The 19,858-nt window shown below is 71.0% G+C and carries 17 protein-coding genes and 1 pseudogene; 9 read left to right on the top strand and 9 right to left on the bottom strand.

Annotated elements, in window-relative coordinates:
- Positions 1–4 precede the first annotated feature (4 nt).
- The 3 genes from hisB to hisD are packed head-to-tail and all read right to left on the bottom strand — an operon-like array spanning position 5 to position 3,056.
- Positions 5–598 carry an imidazoleglycerol-phosphate dehydratase HisB gene (hisB, locus tag OG883_RS21540; RefSeq protein WP_266543301.1) on the bottom strand — a complete coding sequence of 198 codons (594 nt, stop codon included), beginning with the start codon at positions 596–598 and terminating at the stop codon, positions 5–7.
- Positions 595–1,728 carry a histidinol-phosphate transaminase gene (locus OG883_RS21545; protein WP_266543303.1) on the bottom strand — a complete coding sequence of 378 codons (1,134 nt, stop codon included), beginning with the start codon at positions 1,726–1,728 and terminating at the stop codon, positions 595–597. Before OG883_RS21545 ends, hisB begins: the two co-directional genes overlap by 4 nt.
- Entirely contained in the window at positions 1,725–3,056 is a 1,332-nt protein-coding gene (gene hisD, locus OG883_RS21550; RefSeq protein ID WP_266543305.1) for a histidinol dehydrogenase, read from the bottom strand. The genes OG883_RS21545 and hisD overlap by 4 nt, the downstream gene beginning before the upstream one ends.
- 157 nt (positions 3,057–3,213) lie before the next feature.
- Here hisD and OG883_RS21555 point away from each other — a divergent pair, with 157 nt between their 5' ends.
- The 7 genes from OG883_RS21555 to OG883_RS21585 all read left to right on the top strand — a co-directional run bounded on the left by OG883_RS21555 (position 3,214) and on the right by OG883_RS21585 (position 11,382).
- Complete coding sequence (locus OG883_RS21555) at positions 3,214–4,815, top strand: oxidoreductase (RefSeq protein ID WP_266543307.1); 1,602 nt, start codon at positions 3,214–3,216, stop codon at positions 4,813–4,815.
- A 102-nt stretch (positions 4,816–4,917) separates the two neighbouring features.
- The gene (locus tag OG883_RS21560) at positions 4,918–5,964 is read left to right on the top strand and encodes a hypothetical protein (protein WP_266543309.1); all 1,047 of its coding nucleotides are present in this window, start codon (positions 4,918–4,920) and stop codon (positions 5,962–5,964) included.
- Positions 5,965–5,966: 2 nt separating this feature from the next.
- On the top strand, positions 5,967–6,713 hold the full coding sequence (locus OG883_RS21565; RefSeq protein ID WP_266543311.1) for an LON peptidase substrate-binding domain-containing protein: 747 nt from the start codon (positions 5,967–5,969) through the stop codon (positions 6,711–6,713).
- Between the two features lie 14 nt (positions 6,714–6,727).
- Positions 6,728–7,231 carry a Cys-tRNA(Pro) deacylase gene (gene ybaK / locus OG883_RS21570; protein WP_266543313.1) on the top strand — a complete coding sequence of 168 codons (504 nt, stop codon included), beginning with the start codon at positions 6,728–6,730 and terminating at the stop codon, positions 7,229–7,231.
- Positions 7,232–7,687: 456 nt separating this feature from the next.
- Complete coding sequence (locus tag OG883_RS21575) at positions 7,688–8,944, top strand: tyrosine-type recombinase/integrase (RefSeq protein WP_266543315.1); 1,257 nt, start codon at positions 7,688–7,690, stop codon at positions 8,942–8,944.
- Between the two features lie 137 nt (positions 8,945–9,081).
- The gene (locus tag OG883_RS21580; protein WP_266543317.1) at positions 9,082–9,801 is read left to right on the top strand and encodes a hypothetical protein; all 720 of its coding nucleotides are present in this window, start codon (positions 9,082–9,084) and stop codon (positions 9,799–9,801) included.
- Between the two features lie 204 nt (positions 9,802–10,005).
- A complete protein-coding gene (locus OG883_RS21585; RefSeq protein ID WP_266543319.1) occupies positions 10,006–11,382 on the top strand; it encodes a site-specific integrase in 1,377 nt (458 codons plus the stop codon).
- A gap of 33 nt (positions 11,383–11,415) precedes the next feature.
- Here the strand turns inward: OG883_RS21585 and OG883_RS21590 are convergent, their stop codons facing one another.
- Positions 11,416–12,285, bottom strand: coding sequence for a hypothetical protein (locus OG883_RS21590; protein WP_266543321.1), 870 nt, complete (start codon positions 12,283–12,285; stop codon positions 11,416–11,418).
- A 274-nt stretch (positions 12,286–12,559) separates the two neighbouring features.
- Here OG883_RS21590 and OG883_RS21595 point away from each other — a divergent pair, with 274 nt between their 5' ends.
- Positions 12,560–13,534, top strand: coding sequence for a site-specific integrase (locus OG883_RS21595; protein WP_266543323.1), 975 nt, complete (start codon positions 12,560–12,562; stop codon positions 13,532–13,534).
- 58 nt (positions 13,535–13,592) lie between these two features.
- Here OG883_RS21595 and OG883_RS21600 read toward each other — a convergent pair whose 3' ends face one another.
- Positions 13,593–14,702, bottom strand: coding sequence for an FAD-dependent monooxygenase (locus OG883_RS21600; protein ID WP_266543324.1), 1,110 nt, complete (start codon positions 14,700–14,702; stop codon positions 13,593–13,595).
- Between the two features lie 168 nt (positions 14,703–14,870).
- Between OG883_RS21600 and OG883_RS21605 the strand changes: the two genes are divergently transcribed.
- A complete protein-coding gene (locus OG883_RS21605; RefSeq protein WP_266543325.1) occupies positions 14,871–15,833 on the top strand; it encodes a TetR/AcrR family transcriptional regulator C-terminal domain-containing protein in 963 nt (320 codons plus the stop codon).
- Between the two features lie 124 nt (positions 15,834–15,957).
- Here OG883_RS21605 and OG883_RS21610 read toward each other — a convergent pair.
- The 4 genes and pseudogenes from OG883_RS21610 to OG883_RS21625 all read right to left on the bottom strand — a co-directional run.
- A pseudogene (locus OG883_RS21610) lies at positions 15,958–17,019 on the bottom strand (transposase); the annotation flags it as partial.
- A gap of 199 nt (positions 17,020–17,218) precedes the next feature.
- Positions 17,219–17,866 carry an ABC transporter permease gene (locus OG883_RS21615; protein WP_323180945.1) on the bottom strand — a complete coding sequence of 216 codons (648 nt, stop codon included), beginning with the start codon at positions 17,864–17,866 and terminating at the stop codon, positions 17,219–17,221.
- 139 nt (positions 17,867–18,005) lie between these two features.
- Entirely contained in the window at positions 18,006–18,791 is a 786-nt protein-coding gene (locus OG883_RS21620) for an ABC transporter permease (RefSeq protein ID WP_266549293.1), read from the bottom strand.
- A 92-nt stretch (positions 18,792–18,883) separates the two neighbouring features.
- Positions 18,884–19,858: an ABC transporter ATP-binding protein gene (locus tag OG883_RS21625; RefSeq protein WP_266549296.1), complete on the bottom strand. Its 975-nt coding sequence runs from the start codon at positions 19,856–19,858 to the stop codon at positions 18,884–18,886.

The following is a 19,858-nucleotide window of genomic DNA, read 5'->3' on the forward strand; positions in this document are numbered from 1 at the left end:
GTGGTTACAGCGCGCCCTTCGTGGAGGGGAGGATGCCGGCCGCGCGGGGGTCACGCTCGGACGCGTAACGCAGGGCGCGGGCCAGTGCCTTGAACTGGCACTCCACGATGTGGTGGGCGTTGCGGCCGTACGGGACGTGCACGTGCAGCGCGATCTGCGCCTGCGCCACGAACGACTCCAGGATGTGCCGGGTCATGGTCGTGTCGTACTCACCGATCATCGGCGCCATGTTCTCGGGCTCGGTGTGCACGAGGTACGGACGGCCCGAGAGGTCCACGGTGACCTGCGCGAGCGACTCGTCCAGCGGCACGGTGCAGTTGCCGAAGCGGTAGATGCCGACCTTGTCGCCCAGGGCCTGCTTGAAGGCGGCGCCGAGCGCGAGGGCGGTGTCCTCGATGGTGTGGTGGCTGTCGATGTGCAGATCACCGTCGGTCTTGACGGTCAGGTCGAACAGACCGTGGCGGCCGAGCTGGTCGAGCATGTGGTCGTAGAAGCCGACCCCGGTCGCGACATCGACCTTGCCCGTGCCGTCGAGGTCGATCTCGACGACGACGGATGTCTCCTTGGTGGTGCGTTCGACCCGTCCTACGCGGCTCATGCGCTCTGCTCCTTCTTGACGTCGCGTGTGGCTGTCGCCATGACTTCGTTGACCGCATCCAGGAACGCGTCGTTCTCCGCCGGGGTGCCTGCGGTGACCCGCAGCCAGCCCGGTACGCCGTTGTCACGGACCAGGACGCCCCGGTCGAGGATCTGCTGCCAGACCTCATGGGCATCCGGGAAGCGCCCGAACTGCACGAAGTTGGCATCGGACTCGGTGACTTCGTATCCGATCGCTCGCAGCTCGGTGACCAGGCGGTCCCGCTCGGTCTTCAGCTGCTCGACGTACCCGAGCAGCGTATCCGTGTGCTCCAGCGCGGCGAGGGCGGTGGCCTGGGTGACGGCCGACAGGTGGTACGGCAGGCGCACCAGCTGGACGGCGTCGACGACGGCGGGGTGCGCGGCCAGATAGCCCAGCCGCAGACCGGCCGCGCCGAAGGCCTTGGACATGGTCCGCGAGACCACCAGATTCGGCCGGCCCTCGATCAGCGGCAGCAGCGAGGGGCGGTGGCTGAACTCGACGTACGCCTCGTCGACCACGACCACCGAAGGCCTGGCCGCCTGTGCCGCCTCGTACAGCGCGAGGACCGTCTCGGCCTCGACCGCCGTGCCCGTGGGGTTGTTGGGCGAGGTGATGAAGACGACGTCGGGGCGGTGCTCGGCGATGACGGCGCGGGCGGCCGCCACATCGATGGTGAAGTCCTCGTTGCGCGGCCCGGAGATCCAGCCGGTGCCGGTGCCGCGCGAGATCAGGCCGTGCATGGAGTACGAGGGCTCGAAGCCGATCGCGGTACGGCCCGGTCCGGCGAAGGTCTGCAGCAGCTGCTGGATGACCTCGTTGGAGCCGTTGGCCGCCCAGAGATTGGCGAGGCCGACCTTGTGCCCCGCGGTGCGGGTGAGGTAGCGGGCCAGCTCGGTGCGGAGCTCGACCGCGTCCCGGTCCGGGTAGCGGTTGAGCTCCCGGGCGGCCTCGCGCACGCGCTCGGCGATCCGCTCGACCAGCGGCTCGGGCAGCGGATAGGGGTTCTCGTTGGTGTTCAGGCGTACGGGTACGTCGAGTTGGGGCGCGCCGTACGGGGACTTGCCGCGCAGCTCGTCCCTGATGGGCAGGTCGTCGATGCCGAAGGTCACTTGCCGGGCACCTTCCATCCGAAGCGGGCCTTCATGGCCGCGCCGTGCGCGGGCAGGTCCTCGGCCTCGGCGAGCGTCACCACGTGGTGGGTCACCTCGGCGAGCGCGTCGCGGGTGTAGTCGACGATGTGGATACCGCGCAGGAAGGACTGGACGGACAGTCCGGAGGAGTGGCAGGCACAGCCGCCGGTCGGCAGGACGTGGTTGGAGCCCGCGCAGTAGTCGCCGAGCGAGACGGGCGCCCACGGGCCGACGAAGATCGCGCCGGCGTTGCGGACCCGGGCGGCGACCGCGGCGGCGTCTGCGGTCTGGATCTCCAGGTGCTCGGCGCCGTACGCGTCGACGACCCTGAGGCCCTCGTCGATGCCGTCGACGAGCACGATCGCGGACTGCTTTCCGGACAGGGCCGGGACGATCCGGTCCTCGATGTGCTTGGTCGCGGCGACCTGCGGCTCGAGCTCCTTCTCGACCGCGTCCGCCAGCTCCACCGAGTCGGTGACCAGCACGGCGGCCGCGAGCGGGTCGTGCTCGGCCTGGCTGATCAGGTCGGCGGCGACGTGCACCGGGTCGGCGGTCGAGTCGGCGAGGACCGCGATCTCGGTCGGGCCGGCCTCGGTGTCGATGCCGATCCGGCCGGTGAAGTACCGCTTGGCCGCGGCGACCCAGATGTTTCCGGGGCCGGTGACCATGTTGGCGGGCGCACAGCCGTCGGCTCCCGTCGTTCCGTACGCGAACATCGCAACGGCCTGGGCGCCTCCGGCGGCGTACACCTCGTCGACGCCGAGCAGCGCGCACGCGGCGAGGATCGTGGGGTGCGGAAGCCCGCCGAACTCTGCCTGCGGCGGGGAGGCGAGCGCGACGGATCCGACGCCGGCCTCCTGCGCCGGGACCACGTTCATGATCACGGATGAGGGATAGACGGACCGGCCGCCCGGCGCGTACAGACCGACGCGCTCGACCGGCACCCACTTCTCGGTGACGGTGCCGCCGGGAACGACCTGGGTGGTGTGCTCGCTGCGGCGCTGTGCGCGGTGGACGATCCTGGCGCGCCGGATCGACTCCTCCAGGGCGGCCCTGACCTCGGGGTCGAGCTGATCCAGGGCGTCGACGAGGGCCGCTGCGGGCACCCGAACGCGCTCCAGCTTCACCCCGTCGAATTTCTCCGCGTACTCGATCAGCGCCGCGGTGCCCCGATGATGCACGTCCTCGCAAATGGACCGCACCTTCTCCAGGGCGGCTTCCACGTCGAACTCGGCACGGGGCAGCAGGTCGCGCAGAGCGCCACCCTCGGGGAGGGCGTCGCCGCGCAGATCGATTCGAGAGATCACGGGACCAATTCTCTCAGACCGGAATCGGCCGCCGGTCGCCCGTATCACTGGCTGATACACGCCCACACGCCCCAGAAGTTGACCATGACCACTAGCGTTCAGTCCGTTACTCAGCGGGAAGAACAGCTGTACGAGCCAATGAAGCGGAGGAGCGGCAGTGACCGAGCCGCTGGACGACGGGCCTCCCGACGGGCTGAGCCCGACCGAGCTGCATATGTGGAACGCCTTCAGAAACGGGAGTACGTACGACCTCAGCGACCCCAATCCACTCCTGAACGATCCCTTCTCCCCCCGCCCCTGGGGCCCCGAGCGCAGCGTCCGCGCCGGCATCCTCGCCCGGCTGCTGCTGAGCGGGCCTGCCGCCCGGCCCGGCCGGGTCGCCGCGCTCAAGCTGCGTGGGATCCAGATCACCGGGACGCTCAAGCTCGCGGGCGGCAGCATCTCCCCGTACGTCGAGCTGAACGGCTGCCGCTTCGAGAGCGAACTGCTGATGCCCGAGGCGCACTTCACGACGGTGCGCATGGTCGGCTGCGCGATCCCGCGCATCGAGGCCGCCCGGCTGCGCACCGAGGGCGATCTGCATCTGCCCCGCTGCCGCGTGGAGCACGGCATCCGGCTCACCGACGCACAGATCGGCACGGATCTGCTGATCAACCAGATCCATGTACGGCCGGACCGCCGGGGCCGCGCGATCACCGCGGACGGGATGTCCGTCGCCCAGGACTTACAGGCCGAACTGATCGAGACGTACGGCGAGTTCAGTCTGCGCGGTGCGAAGGTCGGGGTTTCACTGAGCCTGCGCGGCAGCCGGCTGCGCGCGGCGGGCGAGCGGCGGGCACTCAATGCCCCGCAGCTGAGCGTGGAGCGGACGCTCTACATGACGGGCGCGTGGGTGAGCGAGTCCACGGGAAACCAGGGCGCCACTCCCCCGTTCGGCATCGCCGCTGCCGGCACCCCGGCGCGCGGCACGCGGCTGCAGCGCTTCGAGTGCCACGGCGGGGTGCGGCTGGACGACGGGCGGTTCGGCGACGCGGTCGATCTGCAAGGGGCACGGTTCGCGATGAGCCCGCGCGAGGAGCTGTCGCTGCGCAGGATCGCCACCCCGGAGCTGCGGTTCAACGCGGAGCGCCCGGAGGAGGGGCGCGTCGTGCTGAACGGCGCGAAGGTGGTGACGCTGATCGACAGGGCGGCGAGCTGGCCCGGTCCCGGCGGTCTGGCGATGGGCGGTTTCGTCTACGAGAACCTGGTCCCGTACGAGGTGTTCCCGCTCGGCCGAAGGCTGGAGTGGGTGGCCTCGGCGACTCCCGAGTACTCGCCGGAGCCGTACGAACGGCTGGCGACGGTCCTGCGCAACAGCGGCGAGGACTCGGACGCGCGTGAGGTGCTGCTCGCCAAGCAGCGCCGCCGCCGCGAGACACTGCCGCTGGCCGCGAAGCTCTGGGGCTATCTCCAGGACTGGACGGTGGCGTACGGCTACCGCCCCGGCCGGGCGGCGCTGTGGATGGCGGTGCTGTGGGCGGCGGGCGCGGTGGCCTTCGCCACGGTGGACCCGGCGCCGATCAAACCCGACGAGCACCCACGGTGGAATGCCGCGCTGTACGCCCTGGATCTGCTGCTGCCGGTGATCAATCTCGGCCAGGACGGATACTGGCGGATGGAGGGCCGCTGGCAATGGGCCGCGGCCGCGCTCATTCTGCTCGGCTGGATCCTCGCGACGACGGTCGCGGCGGGCGCATCCCGCCTTCTCCGGCGCGGCTGAGTCACTTTCTTTACGCTCTCTTGGCTTTCGCCAGGACAACCATTCTGCCGCTACGAAAGTTTCACAGCGAGGCTCTGGCGCGCCTCCGACCTGCGGTTTTCAATGGTCTGCACAATGTCATTGCTCACCGCCCTGATCCGCACCGCGCGCATGATCCGTCATACGCCGCAACTCTCCGACGGCCTGCCGCCGGACGAGGCGGTGCTGCTCGACGCTCCCGACGGGCGCCTGGGCCCGGCGCTCGTCGCGGCCGCACTGGGCGAGTACGAGCCGGCCGCCAAGGTGCTGGCCACCACCCGCGAAGGGGCCGAGTGGGAGAACCGCGACCGTTACGTCACACGCCTCGCGGCCTTCGCGCACAACCGCGACCAGTGGCTCACCGACTGGCTCGCGGCCGCGCCCCGCGACCCCGACGCGCTGGTCGTCAAGGCGGAGCTGGCGGTGCGCAAGGCGTGGGAGTCGCCCGCGCGCGCCGAGCGGCTGCGCGAGGTCGGGCCGCTGATCGACGCGGCGGCGGAGGGCGATCACAACGATCCGGTGCCGTGGCGGATCGCGCTGGACCACGCGCGCGGCACACACGTCACGCACACGGCGTTCGAGTCGCTGTGGGAGCAGGCCGTACGCCGCTCCTCGCACCACTACGGGTGTCATGTCGCGGCGCTGCAGTATCTGTCCGCCCAGTGGTACGGCTCACACCGCGAGTGCTTCGACTTCGCCGAGGAGGCGGCGGCGGACGCGCTGCCGGGCTCGCTGGTGCAGGCGCTGCCGGTGCGGGCGGCCTTCGCGCAGCTGCTGACCGGGGAGACCACGTCCGTGCAGGACGATCGGATCGACGCGGCGGCCGATCTGGCCATCACGCTCTCGGGAGACTACGCGGCGGGGGATTCCTGGCCGGCCGAGGTGCGCAACCTGCTGACGTACGTCCTGGTGGGGCGGGGGCGCTGGGAGGATGCGCTGGAGCAGTTCCGGCTGATCGGGCCGTATGCGACATCGTTCCCCTGGACGTCCGTGACCGATGATCCGCTGGGGCAGTTCCTCAAGGCGAGGGACGGTGTACGGATCCAGATCGCCTCGGCGACACCGCTGCGCGGCGGGGCCGGAGGCCGGGCGGGGGGACGGGCCGGACGAGGCCGCTTCGGCGGCCATTAGTCTTGACCGTTGTGACCATCGCTCTGCCCCTCTTCCCGCTGAACTCGGTGCTGTTCCCGGGCCTCGTTCTGCCCTTGAACGTCTTCGAGGAGCGGTATCGCGCCATGATGCGCGAGCTGCTGAAGACGGACGAGTCCGAGCCGCGCCGCTTCGCCGTGGTCGCCATCCGCGACGGCCGTGAGGTCGCGCCGACCGCCCCCGGCATGCCGGACCAGACCGCGCTGCCCGAGCGCGGACCGGCGGCGGGCTTCGGCCCGGACCCGATCCAGGCCTTCCACCGGGTGGGGTGCATCGCTGACGCGGCGACGATCCGCGAGCGCGGGGACGGCAGCTTCGAGGTGCTCGCCACGGGGACCTCGCGGGTGAAACTCCTCTCGGTGGACGCGAGCGGTCCCTTTCTGACGGCCGAGCTGGAGGAGATCCCGGAGGAGACCGGGGACAGCGCGGGCGCGCTCGCCGAGGGTGTGCTGCGGGCGTTCCGCAGCTACCAGAAGCGGCTGGCGGGCGCGCGCGAGCGGTCGCTCTCCACGGGCGCCGACCTGCCGGACGAGCCGTCGGTGGTGTCGTACCTGGTCGCCGCGGCGGCGGTGCTGGACACCCCCGCGAAGCAGCGGCTGCTGCAGGCCCCGGACACGGCGACCCGGCTGCGCGAGGAACTGACGCTCCTGCGCGCGGAGACCGCGGTGATCCGCCATCTTCCGTCGCTGCCCGCGGTCGATCTGACCCGGGCGCCGACGAGCCCCAACTGACGGGAATCGCTGCTGTGCCCAAGAAGTCCAGGAAATCCGGGAGTAACGGTGGCACCCCGGCGACGGTCGCCCTGACGGCAGCGGGCACCGCGTTCACCGTCCACGCGTACGACCACGACCCGTCCTCCCCGTCGTACGGCGAGGAGGCGGCCGCGGCCCTCGGCGTCTCCCCCGACCGGGTCTTCAAGACACTGGTCGCGGACGTCGACGGCGAACTGACGGTGGCGGTCGTCCCGGTCGCGGGCCAGCTGGATCTGAAGGCTCTGGCCGCGGCGGTCGGCGGCAAACGGGCAACGATGGCGGACCCGGCCGCGGCGGAACGCACGACGGGTTACGTACGGGGCGGAATCTCGCCGCTGGGCCAGCGCAAGCGCCTGCGCACGGTCCTGGACGCGTCGGCCGGTTCCCACGACACGATCTGCGTCTCGGCCGGCCGCCGCGGCCTGGAGGTCGAACTCTCCCCGCGGGACCTGGCGGCACTCACGTCCGCGGTGCTGGCCCCGATCGGCCGCGCCTAGGGACTCGACGCGCCCGCCGTCCTCGGCTACGACCGTAGGGAACACTCCGCCCGGGAGAGGACGACGATGTCCAAACGCACCCGCAAACGGAAGTGGCGCATCAGAAAGCACAGAGCCAACCACGGCCGCCGACCAGCCTGACGGCCCGCCCCGGGGCCGGCCGGCAGTGCCGGCACCGGGGCGCTCCGGGGAGCGAGAGGCACAGCACCTGGGGCTCGTGCAGCCGCACCCTGGGGCCCGTGCAGCCGCCGCACCGCCCGGGGGCCGGGGGCGGCCCGCCCTCGCTACCGCGGCTGGAGGTGGGATTTGAGGAACATCGGAACGGAAACTGGCGCTGAGCCCGTATCGCCGCTGGTCGGGGGCTGACGGGCCGTCGGCGCCGGGGCGGTCGTGGTGTTGACTGAACTAGATTCCGAATAATCGCAGGTCAAATGCGGTTTCTGCTAGCTTCCGGTCATGCTTGAGACGGGCGGTCCCTCACGGGATCTGATCAGCTTCGCGCTACCCCAGACCGGTGCCTTGGTGGAGGTGGCGAATCCGGCCCAGCCCTATGTGCTGCTGGACGCTGGCGGGGTGGTGGTGGATCCGGTGTCTGCGTTCTTCGCCGAGTTGCAGGCGTGTTCGCGACTGCCGTCGACGATCCGCTCGTACGGAATGGATCTGCTGCGGTGGTGGCGATTCCTGCATGCCGTCGGGGTGGAGTGGCATCGGGCCACCCGGCTGGAGGCGCGGGACTTCGCCCGCTGGATGGCCATCGCGCCGAAGCCTGTGAGGCCGCACTGGCGCGGCCGGGCGGCCGGCGCCACGGCGCGGGCCGGAGTCGGTTCATCGGCTGGGGTGCCGAACACCGTGACGGGGCGGGCGGGGCCGGGGCCGATGTTCGCGGCGACGACGCGGGCGCACTACGAGACCGTGTTGCGGTCGTTCTACGACTTCCACCTGGAAACGGGTACCGGTCCGATCATCAACCCGTTCCCGACCCGCCGGGAGCGTCGTCGGCTGCCCGCGAGTGCTGGCAGGCCGATCCGGTCCGCGCCTGGTGGTCGGTATCAGCCGTCGGTGCCGGTGAGGGTCCCAGGCCGGATCCCGGACGCGCGATTCGACGAGTTGTTCGCGGCGCTGCGTCACCACCGGGACCGAGCGCTGTTGGCGTTCTGGGTCTCCAACGGGGTACGGGCGGAGGAGTTGCTGACGTGCCGGCAGCGGGATGCACTGCCGGGCGAGCAGCTGCTGGGGGTGGTGCGGAAGGGGACGCGGGCATATCAGCAGGTGCCGTCGGCGGCGGACGCATTCGTGTGGTTGCGCCTGTATCAGGAGGAGGCATGGCGGGCGGGGGTACCGCGAGGGCCGGGTCGATGGCTGTGGTGGACGCTGCGCCCGCCGTTTCGGCCACTGACCTACCACGCGGCACGGGCGATGTTCGGGAGAGCCAACCGGTTGCTGGGGTCGAACTGGACGTTGCACGACCTGCGCAGGACGGCGGCGTACCGGATGGCGCGGGATCCGAAGCTGGCGCTGACGGACGTCCAGTGGGTCTTGGGGCACGCGCACCTGAGCACCACCCAGATCTACCTGCCCGCGGGCCGGGAGGAGATCATCGACGCCGTGCGGGCCCACCACGAGCGGGCCGGCCGTGAGGCCCAGGTGGTGGCGGTCCCGGCCGCCGGCTACCGGCCGGACTCACTGGACGAGTTGTTTGGGAGGAACAGGTGAGGTCGAGGGTTCGCGACACCACCGGGGCCGCCGCCGTCAGCCCGTCCGAGCTGCCACCGGCACCACGGGCGTCCGGAGGACTGCTGGAGCAGGCCCGGTCCCGATTCCCGGCCAGGGTGGCCGGGCACCGGTGGCCCATGACGGATACACCGGCCGACGAAGTGCTCGCCGCGCTGGAGCGGCCTCCCTTCCGGGCGGACACGGCGCACACCCGGTGGCACCGGCGGTCAGGGGCCCGCGCGCTGTTGGCCTGGCTGTCGGGCTTCGAAGGGGCGAGCTGGCAGGAGCGATGGGAGGCGTCCCCGGCCGCCGGATGCCCAAAGCTCTGGCGGCGGGAGGCAGAGACGTGGGTGGACACCGCCGCGGTGCGCGGGACCAACATCCAGGCCGGCCTGCGGATGCTGGCCGCCGCCGACGTGATCCGGCTGGCGCTGCCGTGGCAGATGGAACTCAACAGCCCCCACGTGCGCACCGTGGTCGAGGAGTGCCGCGACCCCGAGGGCTTCGCCCGTCTGAGCGAGGTTGTCGGCGACGAACGGTGGGCGTCGACGGGCGGGGGCCGGGCCCGCCGCGCGCTGACCCGGATCGTACTGGCCAAGGGCGGCGGGCTGGCGGACATCACCGTCGGCGACGCGCTCGAATACGACGCCGGCCTCCGCGCGAGCGCTCACGGCATCAGCAGCGGCGGCACCCTCTACTACGCGTGGCTGCGCGAGCTGGGACACCTGCCAGCCGACGCCCCGACCACCTTGCGGTTCCTGGAACAGGTCACCGGCCAGCTCACCTGCGCCCAGCTCGTCGACCGCCACCCCGTCGCCTCCCCGGGGATCAGGGCCCTGCTCATCGACTACCTCTAAGAACGCCGCCCCCGCCTGGACTACTCCACCCTCGACAACCTCGCCCGACACCTGACCAGGAACTTCTGGTCCGACATCGAACGACACCACCCCGGCATCGACACCCTCCGCCTGCCAGCCGAGGCCGTCACCGGCTGGAAGGAACGCCTGCGCACCCGCGTCCAACGACGTCGACGCCCGGACGGCTCCATCGAGGAAACCGTCGTGGAACGCGCCGACCGCACGATGGTCTTCATCTACGTCCGCGCCTTCTACCTGGACATCGCCCGCTGGGCGACCGAGGAACCCGCGCGCTGGGGACCGTGGGTGGCACCCTGCCCAATCAGGGTCGCCGAGACCGCCAACCGCAAGCGCGTCACCCGGACCAAGGCCCGCATGGACCAGCGCACCCGCGAACGCCTACCGGTGCTGGAGGCCTTCGCCCGGGCTGCCGCCGACCACCACCGCCTGCGCGCGGCCCACCTGGAGATCGCCCGCGCCACCCCGCCCGGCGCCCGCTTCACGCTCGACGGCGCCCCCTACATCCGGGGCGCGAACCCGGTCGGCGCTGCCGCACGCGACGAGCAAGGCTGCCTCGTGCACCTCGACCGCGCCGAGCACCGCGCCTTCTGGGCCTGGGCGACGGTCGAGTTCCTGCGCCACACCGGCGCCCGCGTGGAGGAGATGCTGGAGACCACCCACCACGCGATGATCCAGTACCGGCTACCCACCACCGGCGAGATCGTCCCCCTCCTGCAGATCGCCCCCTCCAAGAACGACGTCGAGCGCGTCCTGCTCGTGAGCCCCGAGCTCGCCGACGTCCTGGCCACGATCATCCGCCGCGCCCGCGACCCCAAGACCGGCCTCATCCCCCTGGTCACCCGCTACGACAGCGAAGAACGCCAGCGGGACCCGCCCGCACCCCTGCTCTTCCAGTACAACCGCGGCGGCGAACCCGCCGTCATCCACTCCCAGACCATCCGGGAGATCCTCAAGGAGACCGTCTCCTTCATGCAGCTGACCGACGCCGCCGGCCGCCCGCTGGTATTCACCCCGCAGGACTTCCGACGGATGTTCATCACCGACGCCATCCGCACCGGCCTGCCACCCCACATCGCCCAGGTCATCGCCGGCCACGCCAACATCAACACCACCATGGGCTACAACGCCGTGTACCCCACCGAGACCATCGAAGCCCACCGCGCCTTCATCGCCCGCCGCCGCACCCTGCGCCCAACTCAGGAGTACCGCACCCCGACCGACGCCGAGTGGGAGGACTTCCTCGGCCACTTCGAACGCCGCAAGCTGTCCGTCGGCACCTGCGCCCGCGCCTACGGCACCGCCTGCATCCACGAACACGCCTGCGTCCGCTGCTCACTCCTACGCCCCGATCCCGCTCAGCGCGGCCGGCTGGTGGAGATCCGCGACAACCTGCTCGACCGGATCGCCGAGGCTGAGCGGGAGGGCTGGCTCGGCGAGATCGAGGGGCTCAGGGTCAGCCTCGCCGGCGCCGAATCCAAGATCGGCCAGATCGATGCGGCGGCATCGGGCGGGTCTGTCCTGCTCGGTCTGCCAACGCCGAGAGCGGACCGGCAAGGGTGATCAGGCAACAGGTGGGGAAGAAGCGGCAGCCCCTCACTGGACCAGTTCGGTGTGCGGGTGGCCTCCGCTCGCCGGGCAGGCGTAGAGCTGGAGGTGATTGGCGTCCAGCACCGTGATCTCGGGCGGATTGGACCAACTGTCGTCGGATGCGCAGGGGACCCGGTCCTCGTGCGGGATCCAGCTCGTGCTGTTGCGGTGCCATTCGGACGAGGCGATGGTCAGCAGCGGCGTCATCGCGGTGCCGCAGGCCACACAGAACCGCGGGACGGGGTCGGTGAGTCCCCAGGGGGCCCAGCCGCCGATCTTCCAGCCGGGGGCGTGGGACAGCGCGTGGTCATAGAGCTCCTGCGGGTCGGCGTCGTCGACCACGATGCCCGCCGCCCGCCAGGGCGCGGGGTCCGTGATCTGCTGCTTCAACTCTGCGGGGAGTTCCAGGGAATCGGGGTACTCGGTGACCTGCTCCGGCGCGAGCACGCACGGCTCGGGCACGTAGAGGTCCTCGTCCGCGTCGAACAGCTCGGGTGGTGCGGCCAGCACGTCGGTGACGTCCGCGGCGGTCCGCCAGGACAATTCGATCGGAATGCTTGAGTCCGGCGCGTGCTCCGAAGGGCACCACAGGACCTGCAGCAGGTCGGTCCGCCCGGGCGGTCGCAGCAGGGGTATGTCCCGCGTGTACAGCTGGGCCACGGGCACCAGGGGGTGGAGGCCTTCATGCTCGATGCGGCAGTACCGCCAGGGTTCCTGTGCGGGCCACAGCAGGGGCCCGCCGATCGAGCTGTCGTGCACCGTGGGAGAGCCGGGACGCGGGTGCAACCGCATCGCTGGGCGGGCCAGCGAGGCCAGCGCGGGGAAGACCGCGGCGATGTCGACCGGCCGCGGCGGGGTGGTACGTGTGCCGTTCATGGCGATGATCTTGCCAACACTCTCTGACAGCGGGCCTAACCCAACAGGACGAGCCGTCTTCCTGCGTGCGGCGCACTCCCTGCTGGCGCAAGGCGCAAAGCGGCACAACCGCCTATGCGCAACCGACCCCAGCCGTGTACGCACCAGAGTTCAGAGAAGTGAAGTCTTCCACAGATAACACCCCAATATCTCCGGTAGCTTGATCCGTCACCTGCGGTGACGTTCTCCGGCCGCTACGTGAAGCGGCCCTGCTATCTGCGGCCAGGGGGAAGCAGTGTCCACCGTCGTGCAACTGCCGACCGGGAAGGCGTTGACCGTCCGGGCGGCGGCCGACGTGTTCCTCGACTCGCTCGGCAACCCGAACACGATCCGGAACTACGGGATCGGGGTGGGCAAGACCGCCGAGCGGATCGGCGAGGGCCGGCCGCTGGCGTCGGTCGCGGACGACGAGATCGGCGAGGCCCTCGAACTGCTCTGGGGCAGGGCGGCGGTCAACACCTGGAACTCCCGCCGGGCCGCGGTCCTGTCCTGGCTCGGCCGGTGCCGCGAGCGCGGCTACGAGGGCCCGGCGGTCTCGGCCTGGGCGAAGCGGCTGGCGGTGCCGGACTCCGGGACCTCGGCCCGCTCGAAGATGGCCATCGACCGGCTGATCGCCCGGCGCGAGGTCCACCTGCGGGAGAAGACGCTGTGGAGGATGCTCTACGAGACCTCCGGGCGGGCGGAGGAGATCCTGGGCGTCAACATCGAGGACCTGGACTTCGCCGGGCGCCGCTGCCAGGTGAAGGCGAAGGGCTCCCGGACCAAGGCCCGCCGCCGGAGCCAGGGCCGCGAGGACTTCGTGTTGGAGACGGTCTACTGGGACGCTGGCACCGCCCGGCTCCTTCCGCGCCTGCTGAAGGGCCGTACGCGCGGGCCGATGTTCGTCACCCACCGCCGTCCGGGGCCGGGCAAGGTCGTCAGCCCCCGCGACGTCTGCCCGGACACCGGCTTCGCCCGGCTGTCCTACGGGCAGGCCCGCGCCTTGCTCGACGAGTACACCGCTGTACGGGGGCCGGGCACCGGTTGGGACCTGCACGAGTACCGACATTCCTCCCTGACCCATCTCGGCGAGGCCGGGGCGAGCCTGCTGATGCTGATGGCGAAGTCCCGGCACAAGAAGCCGGAGAACGTCCGCCGCTACTTCAAGCCCTCCCCGGAGGCGATCGCTGAGCTCACCAGCCTGCTGGCCCCCGGTGACAGCAGGCGCTGAGTGCGGGAGCCGTTCTGTCCTGTTTCCTGTCTGCTTCGGTGTCCGTTCGGGCAGGGGATCAGATGTCCAGTGAGAGTGCGTTTTTGGCGTGCGCGACGGATTCCTCCGAGGCGGGTCCGCCGGGGTTCTCGGTGGCAAGGGCCTGGTTGAGGATGACGAAGGGGCGCATCCGCCGCTCATAGCGGGCATACGCGGTGCGGTGGTCGCCGTTGGCCTGGGCTAGGCAGTCGGCCAGCACGTGGGCGCCCACGAGGGCCAGGCTGGTGCCCTGCCCGGAGAGGGGGGAAGGGCAGTAGCCGGCGTCTCCGAGCAGGGTCACCCGGCCCCGCGACCACTGGTCCATACGGATCTGGGCCATGGCGTCGCAGTAGAAGTCGGGTGCCTTCCGGGCGGCCTCGGCAAGGCGGGTCCCTTCCCACCGCATCGACGCGAGCTTGTCCACTACGAGCTGCCGCAGGGCGCCGCCGTCGCGGAGGTCGTGGGCGAGGGGGGCGGACTGGAAGCCGAAGGCGATCCTGAGTTCGGTGTTGTCGCGTACGGGCATGATGCCGAAGCCCGTGTCGCCGTCCCGCAGCCACATCTGCCAGTCGTCCAGGGCGAGAAAGTTGTCCGCGCTGAAAACTGAGAGGTAGCTCCCGAGGTGGTGGGCGAAACGCTCCTCCGGACCGAAGGCCAGGCGCCGTACGGTGGAGTGGAGGCCGTCGGCCCCGACCACGAGGTTGAAGGTGCGGGACGGTCTGTGCGCGAAGTCGACGCGCACACCGGTCTCACCCTCGTCGAGCGCGGTGATGCTGTCGCCGAAGAGGTGCTCGACGCCTGCGCGCGTGTGCTCGTACACCATCCGTACCAGGTCCTCGCGCAGCACCTCGATGTCTTCGCTGTCGAGCCGACCGCTGCTGAAGGTCGCCTCGGTGGAGCGGTCGACCTCGTGGCCGTCGGGGGCGAGGATCGACATGCCGCGCATCCGGGTCCGTACACGGCTTGCCTGCTCCAGCAGGCCCATCCGCTCCACGACTTCGAGCGCGACGCCGCGGATGTCCACGGCCTGGCCGCCGGGGCGTTGGCCTGGAGCACGTTCGACGACGGTGGGCGCGAAGCCGTGGCGGCGCAGCCAGTAGGCGAGGACGGGCCCGGCGATGCCGCCGCCGGAGATGAGTACGGTCTGCATGAGGAGTTCCTCCAGTGCTCTGTACGGTGTACGCGCGACTGAACGTACGTCGTACGCACAGACCCACTCAACTGGCCAAATGCGAGACGTGTACTAGGGCAGATGCCTTCCGTTCGGCGTTGCCGCTGCTACCCTCTGCACTAGTACAGGACAGGAAGGCGGCAGGACGTGACGAAGACCACAGGCACAGCCGGTGATCCGCCCTATCTGCGCATCGTCGCCGTGATCCGGCGGCGCATCGCGGACGGTGAACTCGCCCCAGGGGACCGGGTTGCCTCGACCCGACAGATCGCCGGGGAATGGGGCGTCGCGCTCGCCACCGCCACCAAGGCTCTGACCACCCTGCGTCTGGAGGGACTTGTCGAGGCCCGGCCCCGGATCGGCACGGTCGTCGCCGGAACCGCCCTCGCCGCGCCGGCCCGCAGGCGCACGTCACCCGCCCCGGACCCCGAGCAGGAGCTGAGCCTCGACCGGATCGTCCGTACCGCCATCGAGATCGCTGACGCCGAAGGGCTCTCGGCGCTCTCCATGCGCGGCGTCGCGGCCCGGCTCGGCGTCGCGGCGATGTCGATCTACCGGTACGTCCCGAGCAAGGAAGACCTCGTCCTGCACATGGCCGACGCCGCGTTCGGCGAGGAGTCCTACCGTGCGGATGCCCCCGAGGGTTGGCGTACCCGCGTCGAGCTGGGCGCCCGGACCCTGTGGAGCCTGTACCGGAAGCACCCGTGGCTGGCCCAGCTCGGCTCCCTCACGCGCCCGTTGCTCGTACCCAATCTGATGGTCCACGGCGAGTGGGTGCTGGGCGCCCTCGACGGCCACGGCCTCGACCCCACGACGCTGTTCGACATCCATGTACTGATCTACAGCCATGTCCAGGGCCTGGCGGTGCACCTGGAGATGGAAGCGCACGCCGAAGCCGCCACGGGCCAGTCGGAAGACCAGTGGATGGACAGCCGCGCCCCCGCCCTCCAAGAACTGGTGGAATCCGGCCGCTTCTCGACCTTCACCAAGGTGGTCGGAGCCTTCAAGGACGGCTACGACCTGCGTCTCGACGCGCTCTTCGAATTCGGCCTCAAGGCGCTCCTCGACGGCCTGACTTCCACCGTCGAACGTCAGGAAGCTGTCGCGTAGATACATGAACAGGTTCAGCGAGGACCGGACCCACACGCCCCTTCCCGCTACGGGGCATCCGCCGGCGACGTGGCGGATACGACCAGAGATCACCCCGTTCATGGTCCCGGCGAGAACAAGCGTTTCACTCCTCGTCGGTGGAATCCGGATTGCGCAGGGGCCGTAGGCCGCCAGGCAGGTTCGGGAGCTGGAAGGAGTACCGGCCGAGCATGTTGATGTGATGGCGTACAAACGGCGAGAGGCGGGCCACGTCCTCGTCCCGGACCTCGAACCCGTCCGCGCGGAGCTGGGTGACGGCGGCGTCCACGTAGCGGGTGTTGAACAGCACGAGGGCGTTGAGGACCAAGCCGAGGGCGCCGATCTGGTCCTCCATGCCGTCCTCGTAGCGCTGGTAGAGCTGTCCGGCCTTGCCGTGGAAGATCTTCCGCGAGTGCGTGGCGGCCCTCCTGGAGGTTGGCCTGCACCTTGATCTGCCGCCGGTAGCCGGGCTCGTCCGCCAGGCGCAGGATGTGCAGGGTCTTGGCGATCCGCCCCTAGTGCGCGATCGCGTCCCCGAGCGGGGTCGGCCGCCCGTCACGGGACAGCATCCGGATGACGTCGTAGGCGCGGACGGCTCCGGTATGGATGGAGCCGATGATGATCCGCAGGATGTCCTCCCAATGGCGCTCGATACGAGCGAGGTCGACCCGGCCGCGGGCCGCGTCCTGGAACGCGCCATAGTCGGCGGCGCGGTCGATGCGCCACATCTTCTGGTCGGGCAAGTCGGCCAGCTGCGGCGCGTACGCGATTCCGGCGAGGGTGAGCAGGCCGAACACGATGTCGCTGTCGCTCGCGGTGTCCGTGACGGACATCTCCGGGCGCTTGCCGCCCTCGCGGTCGTAGAGGACGTCCAGCACGTACAGCGAGTCGCGCGGGGTGCCGGCCACTACCTTGCCGCCGAGCCCGGCCGCCTGGTCGTTGATCATGTTGAGCCAGGTCGCCCCTCCCCGGCGGCCGAAGTACTTCGGGTTCGGCCGCGCGTCCACCGACGGCACCGGCACCACGAACCGCATCCCGTCCACCGAGGCGACCAGGCCCCGCCCCACGTCTGCGCGAGCGGGTTCGACGCCTGGGCGCCGATCAGCGCGGCGTTCGCGGCCGGGTAGGTCTCCAGCCGCAGGTAGGTCTGGTCGACGTGGGAGAGCCGGCCGTACTTCAGCGCGTCCAGGCCGCCGATCACCGACTCGACCGGCACCCCGGACCTCCAAACAGTCGATCAATACGACTGCCGAAGGTTCTGGCACCACGGAACCCCAGGTCAAAGCCCTCTGGGCGGCCGACGGGGCTTAGCACCAGTTTCCGTTCCGATGTTCCTCAAGCCCCGAGGCGTGGGGGAGAAGCTCCCCTCACCGGGGCGGCGTGCCGTCTCCCGGCGGCGGGACCTGGTCGGTCGGGTCCGGGGCGGTGGGCTCCGGGTCGGTCGGGCCCGGGCGAGGGGCGGGCTCCGGCGCGGCATAGTGCGCCGGCCACTCCGGCTCAGGGTCCCTCGGGCCGAACAGGGCCGTCAGCGCCAGGTGGACCACCATCGCCGCCACCGGCCAGGCCAGCACCACACCCGTCGCCTTGAGTTCGAGGTACGCGTCGAAGGGAACCCCCGCGCCGACCTCCCTCGCACGCGCCACCACATCGTTCGACGGGCCGAACCACACCCCGATGCCCCACGCCAGCAGCGAGCCGAGCAGGCCGCCCAGTGCCAGCCCTACGACCAGGGCGACGCCCCCGCGCCTGCGGAACCAGAAGACCGCCGCCGCGCTCAGCGCGCCGAAACCGAGCGCCAGCAGCGCGAACGTGCCGTCCGCGCCCACCGCCGACTCGCCCTCCGTGTCCTGCAGGAAGACCGCCTTGCCGTTGGAGATCAGCGGCACCCGCGGCGCCAGCCACAGCCACAGCAGCCCCAGCGCCACACCGAGGAGCGTCACCGCCACCAGCACCACGGCCGAGTCCCGCAGCTCCGTCTTCAGGTCCGGGTCCTGGTCCGCGTCCTTCGCATCCATGGACGCGAAGCCCTGCCCTGTCGGCGGCGACTGCCACGGGTCGTCGTTCGTCGGAGGCCGATGAGGCTGATGAGGCTGGTGAGGCGGCGTCAGAGGTGCGGTCACCCCGCCATCGTGCCAGGCGTACTCGAACCGTGCCTCACCGGACTGCCGCACGCCGGTACGCCCAGGTCGCCACCGTCAGCGAGACCACGCCGACAGCCGCGCAGACCGCAAGATCCAGCGCCACGACCGCCCAGTCAGGATGGGCGTCGAACGTCCGGGCGAGTGCCTCGACGCCGTACGTGGAGGGCAGCAGATCACGCGCGTACCCGACAGGACCGGGCAGCCGGTCGGCCGGCAGCACCCCCAGCAGCAGGGCCGCGGACATGCCCAACTGGCCCAGCAGCGTGGCGAGTTCCTGGCGTGGTGCGAGCAGCCCGAGCGCCGCGCCGAGCCCGGCGAGGGCCGCTCCGGCGAGCGGGACCACCGCGGCGAGCACCCAAAGATGTGTCAGCGGAAGCTGGAACAGGACGCTGCCCACGACGGCAGTGACCACCGTGCCGGGCACCGTGAAGGAGGCGTACGCCCCGGCCGCGCCGAGCACCACCGCCGCCGGCGGCACCGGCAGCGTCGCGTAGTGGTCGAGGCCGCCGCTGGCCCGTAGCTGCCCGAAGTACTGCGCGAGCAGATTGAGCGCGACGAAGGCCACGACGAGGACGCTCGATCCGGCGACGACGGCCCGCGCCTCGTCACCCCCGTCGACGACCCCGCGCATCAGGACCATGATCCCGATGGACTGGAAGGTCGCCACGAAGAGCAGCGGGATCCGGGCGACCCGAGCCCGCGACAGCTGCGCGCGGTACACGGCGCCGAGCGCGGGCAGCAGCCGGGCCCGTGGCGCGAGCTGCGCGGGGGCGGCCTGCACCGCCGTCGCACTCTCCACCCCGACCTGCCCTGCCTGCCCCGCCTGCCCTGTCTCTGCCGCCTGTCCCGCCTGTCCCGCCTGTCCGGTCACTGCCTCCGCGGGCACGGTGCTCACGCCTTGACCAGCCCCTTCGTCGCGTTCCCGCCGAGTGCCAAGTACACGTCCTCCAGGCTGGGCGTGGCCAGTGTGAAGTCGTCGAGCGCCGAGAACGCCGCGCCGCCCGTCACCGCCGCGACCGCCGCCCGCGCCTCGTCCGGCGCGAGCCTGAGCACCCATCGGCGTCCCGACTCCTGCGCGGATCCGCGCAGCGCGGCCACCTCGGGCACGTCCAGCGGTGCCCGCTCACGCCACACCAGCTCGACCCGCACCTCGCCCGCGACGCGTTCCTTCAGCCCGGCCGGGCTGTCGCAGGCGATGACACGCCCGCGTTCCAGTACGGCGACCCGGTCGAGGACGGTCTCGGCCTCGATGACGTTGTGGGTGACGAGCAGCACGGTCGCTCCGTTCTCGGCCCGCCTCCGGTCGACCGCGGCCCACACCGCGCGCCGCGCGACGGGGTCCATGCCGGTGGTCGGCTCGTCCAGTACCAGCACCGGCCGCTCCCCCACCAGCGTCGCCGCGAAGCAGGCCAGCCGCCGCTGCCCGCCGGACAGCTTCTTCATGGGGCGCGTGGCGAGCCCGGTCAGTCCCAGCTCCTCCAGCACGGCGTCCCGCTCGGCCCGTGCCTCGCGTACGGAGAGTCCGCGCAGCCGTCCGGTGGTCTCGGCGGCGAGCGCGACGGTCAGTTCGTCGAGCGCGGTGGACTCCTGCCCGAGGTAGCCGATGAGCCGGGAGGCCCGCTCCGGATGGCGTACGAGATCGTGACCGAGCACCTCGACGCTTCCCGCGTCGGGCCGCATCAGTCCGGTGAGCTGTCGTACGAGGGTCGACTTGCCGGCGCCGTTGGGTCCGAGCAGCCCGAAGATCTCGCCGCGCCGGACCACGAGACTGATCCCGTCGGTGGCACGCACCTCGGGTGTCCCGGGCGTGCCCCGCCTGCCGCGCGCGGCGGGGTACGTCTTGACCAGCTCCCGCACCACGCACAC

The organism is Streptomyces sp. NBC_01142 (assembly GCF_026341125.1).
Lineage (GTDB): Bacteria > Actinomycetota > Actinomycetes > Streptomycetales > Streptomycetaceae > Streptomyces.

Coding starts and splice junctions, on each gene's coding strand:
- hisB (WP_266543301.1), bottom strand. CDS start 598: ATGAGCCGCGTAGGACGGGTCGAACGCACCACCAAGGAGACATCCGTC.
- OG883_RS21560 (WP_266543309.1), top strand. CDS start 4,918: ATGGTCTGCACAATGTCATTGCTCACCGCCCTGATCCGCACCGCGCGC.
- OG883_RS21575 (WP_266543315.1), top strand. CDS start 7,688: ATGCTTGAGACGGGCGGTCCCTCACGGGATCTGATCAGCTTCGCGCTA.
- OG883_RS21580 (WP_266543317.1), top strand. CDS start 9,082: ATGACGGATACACCGGCCGACGAAGTGCTCGCCGCGCTGGAGCGGCCT.
- OG883_RS21590 (WP_266543321.1), bottom strand. CDS start 12,285: ATGAACGGCACACGTACCACCCCGCCGCGGCCGGTCGACATCGCCGCG.
- OG883_RS21600 (WP_266543324.1), bottom strand. CDS start 14,702: ATGCAGACCGTACTCATCTCCGGCGGCGGCATCGCCGGGCCCGTCCTC.
- OG883_RS21615 (WP_323180945.1), bottom strand. CDS start 17,866: ATGGATGCGAAGGACGCGGACCAGGACCCGGACCTGAAGACGGAGCTG.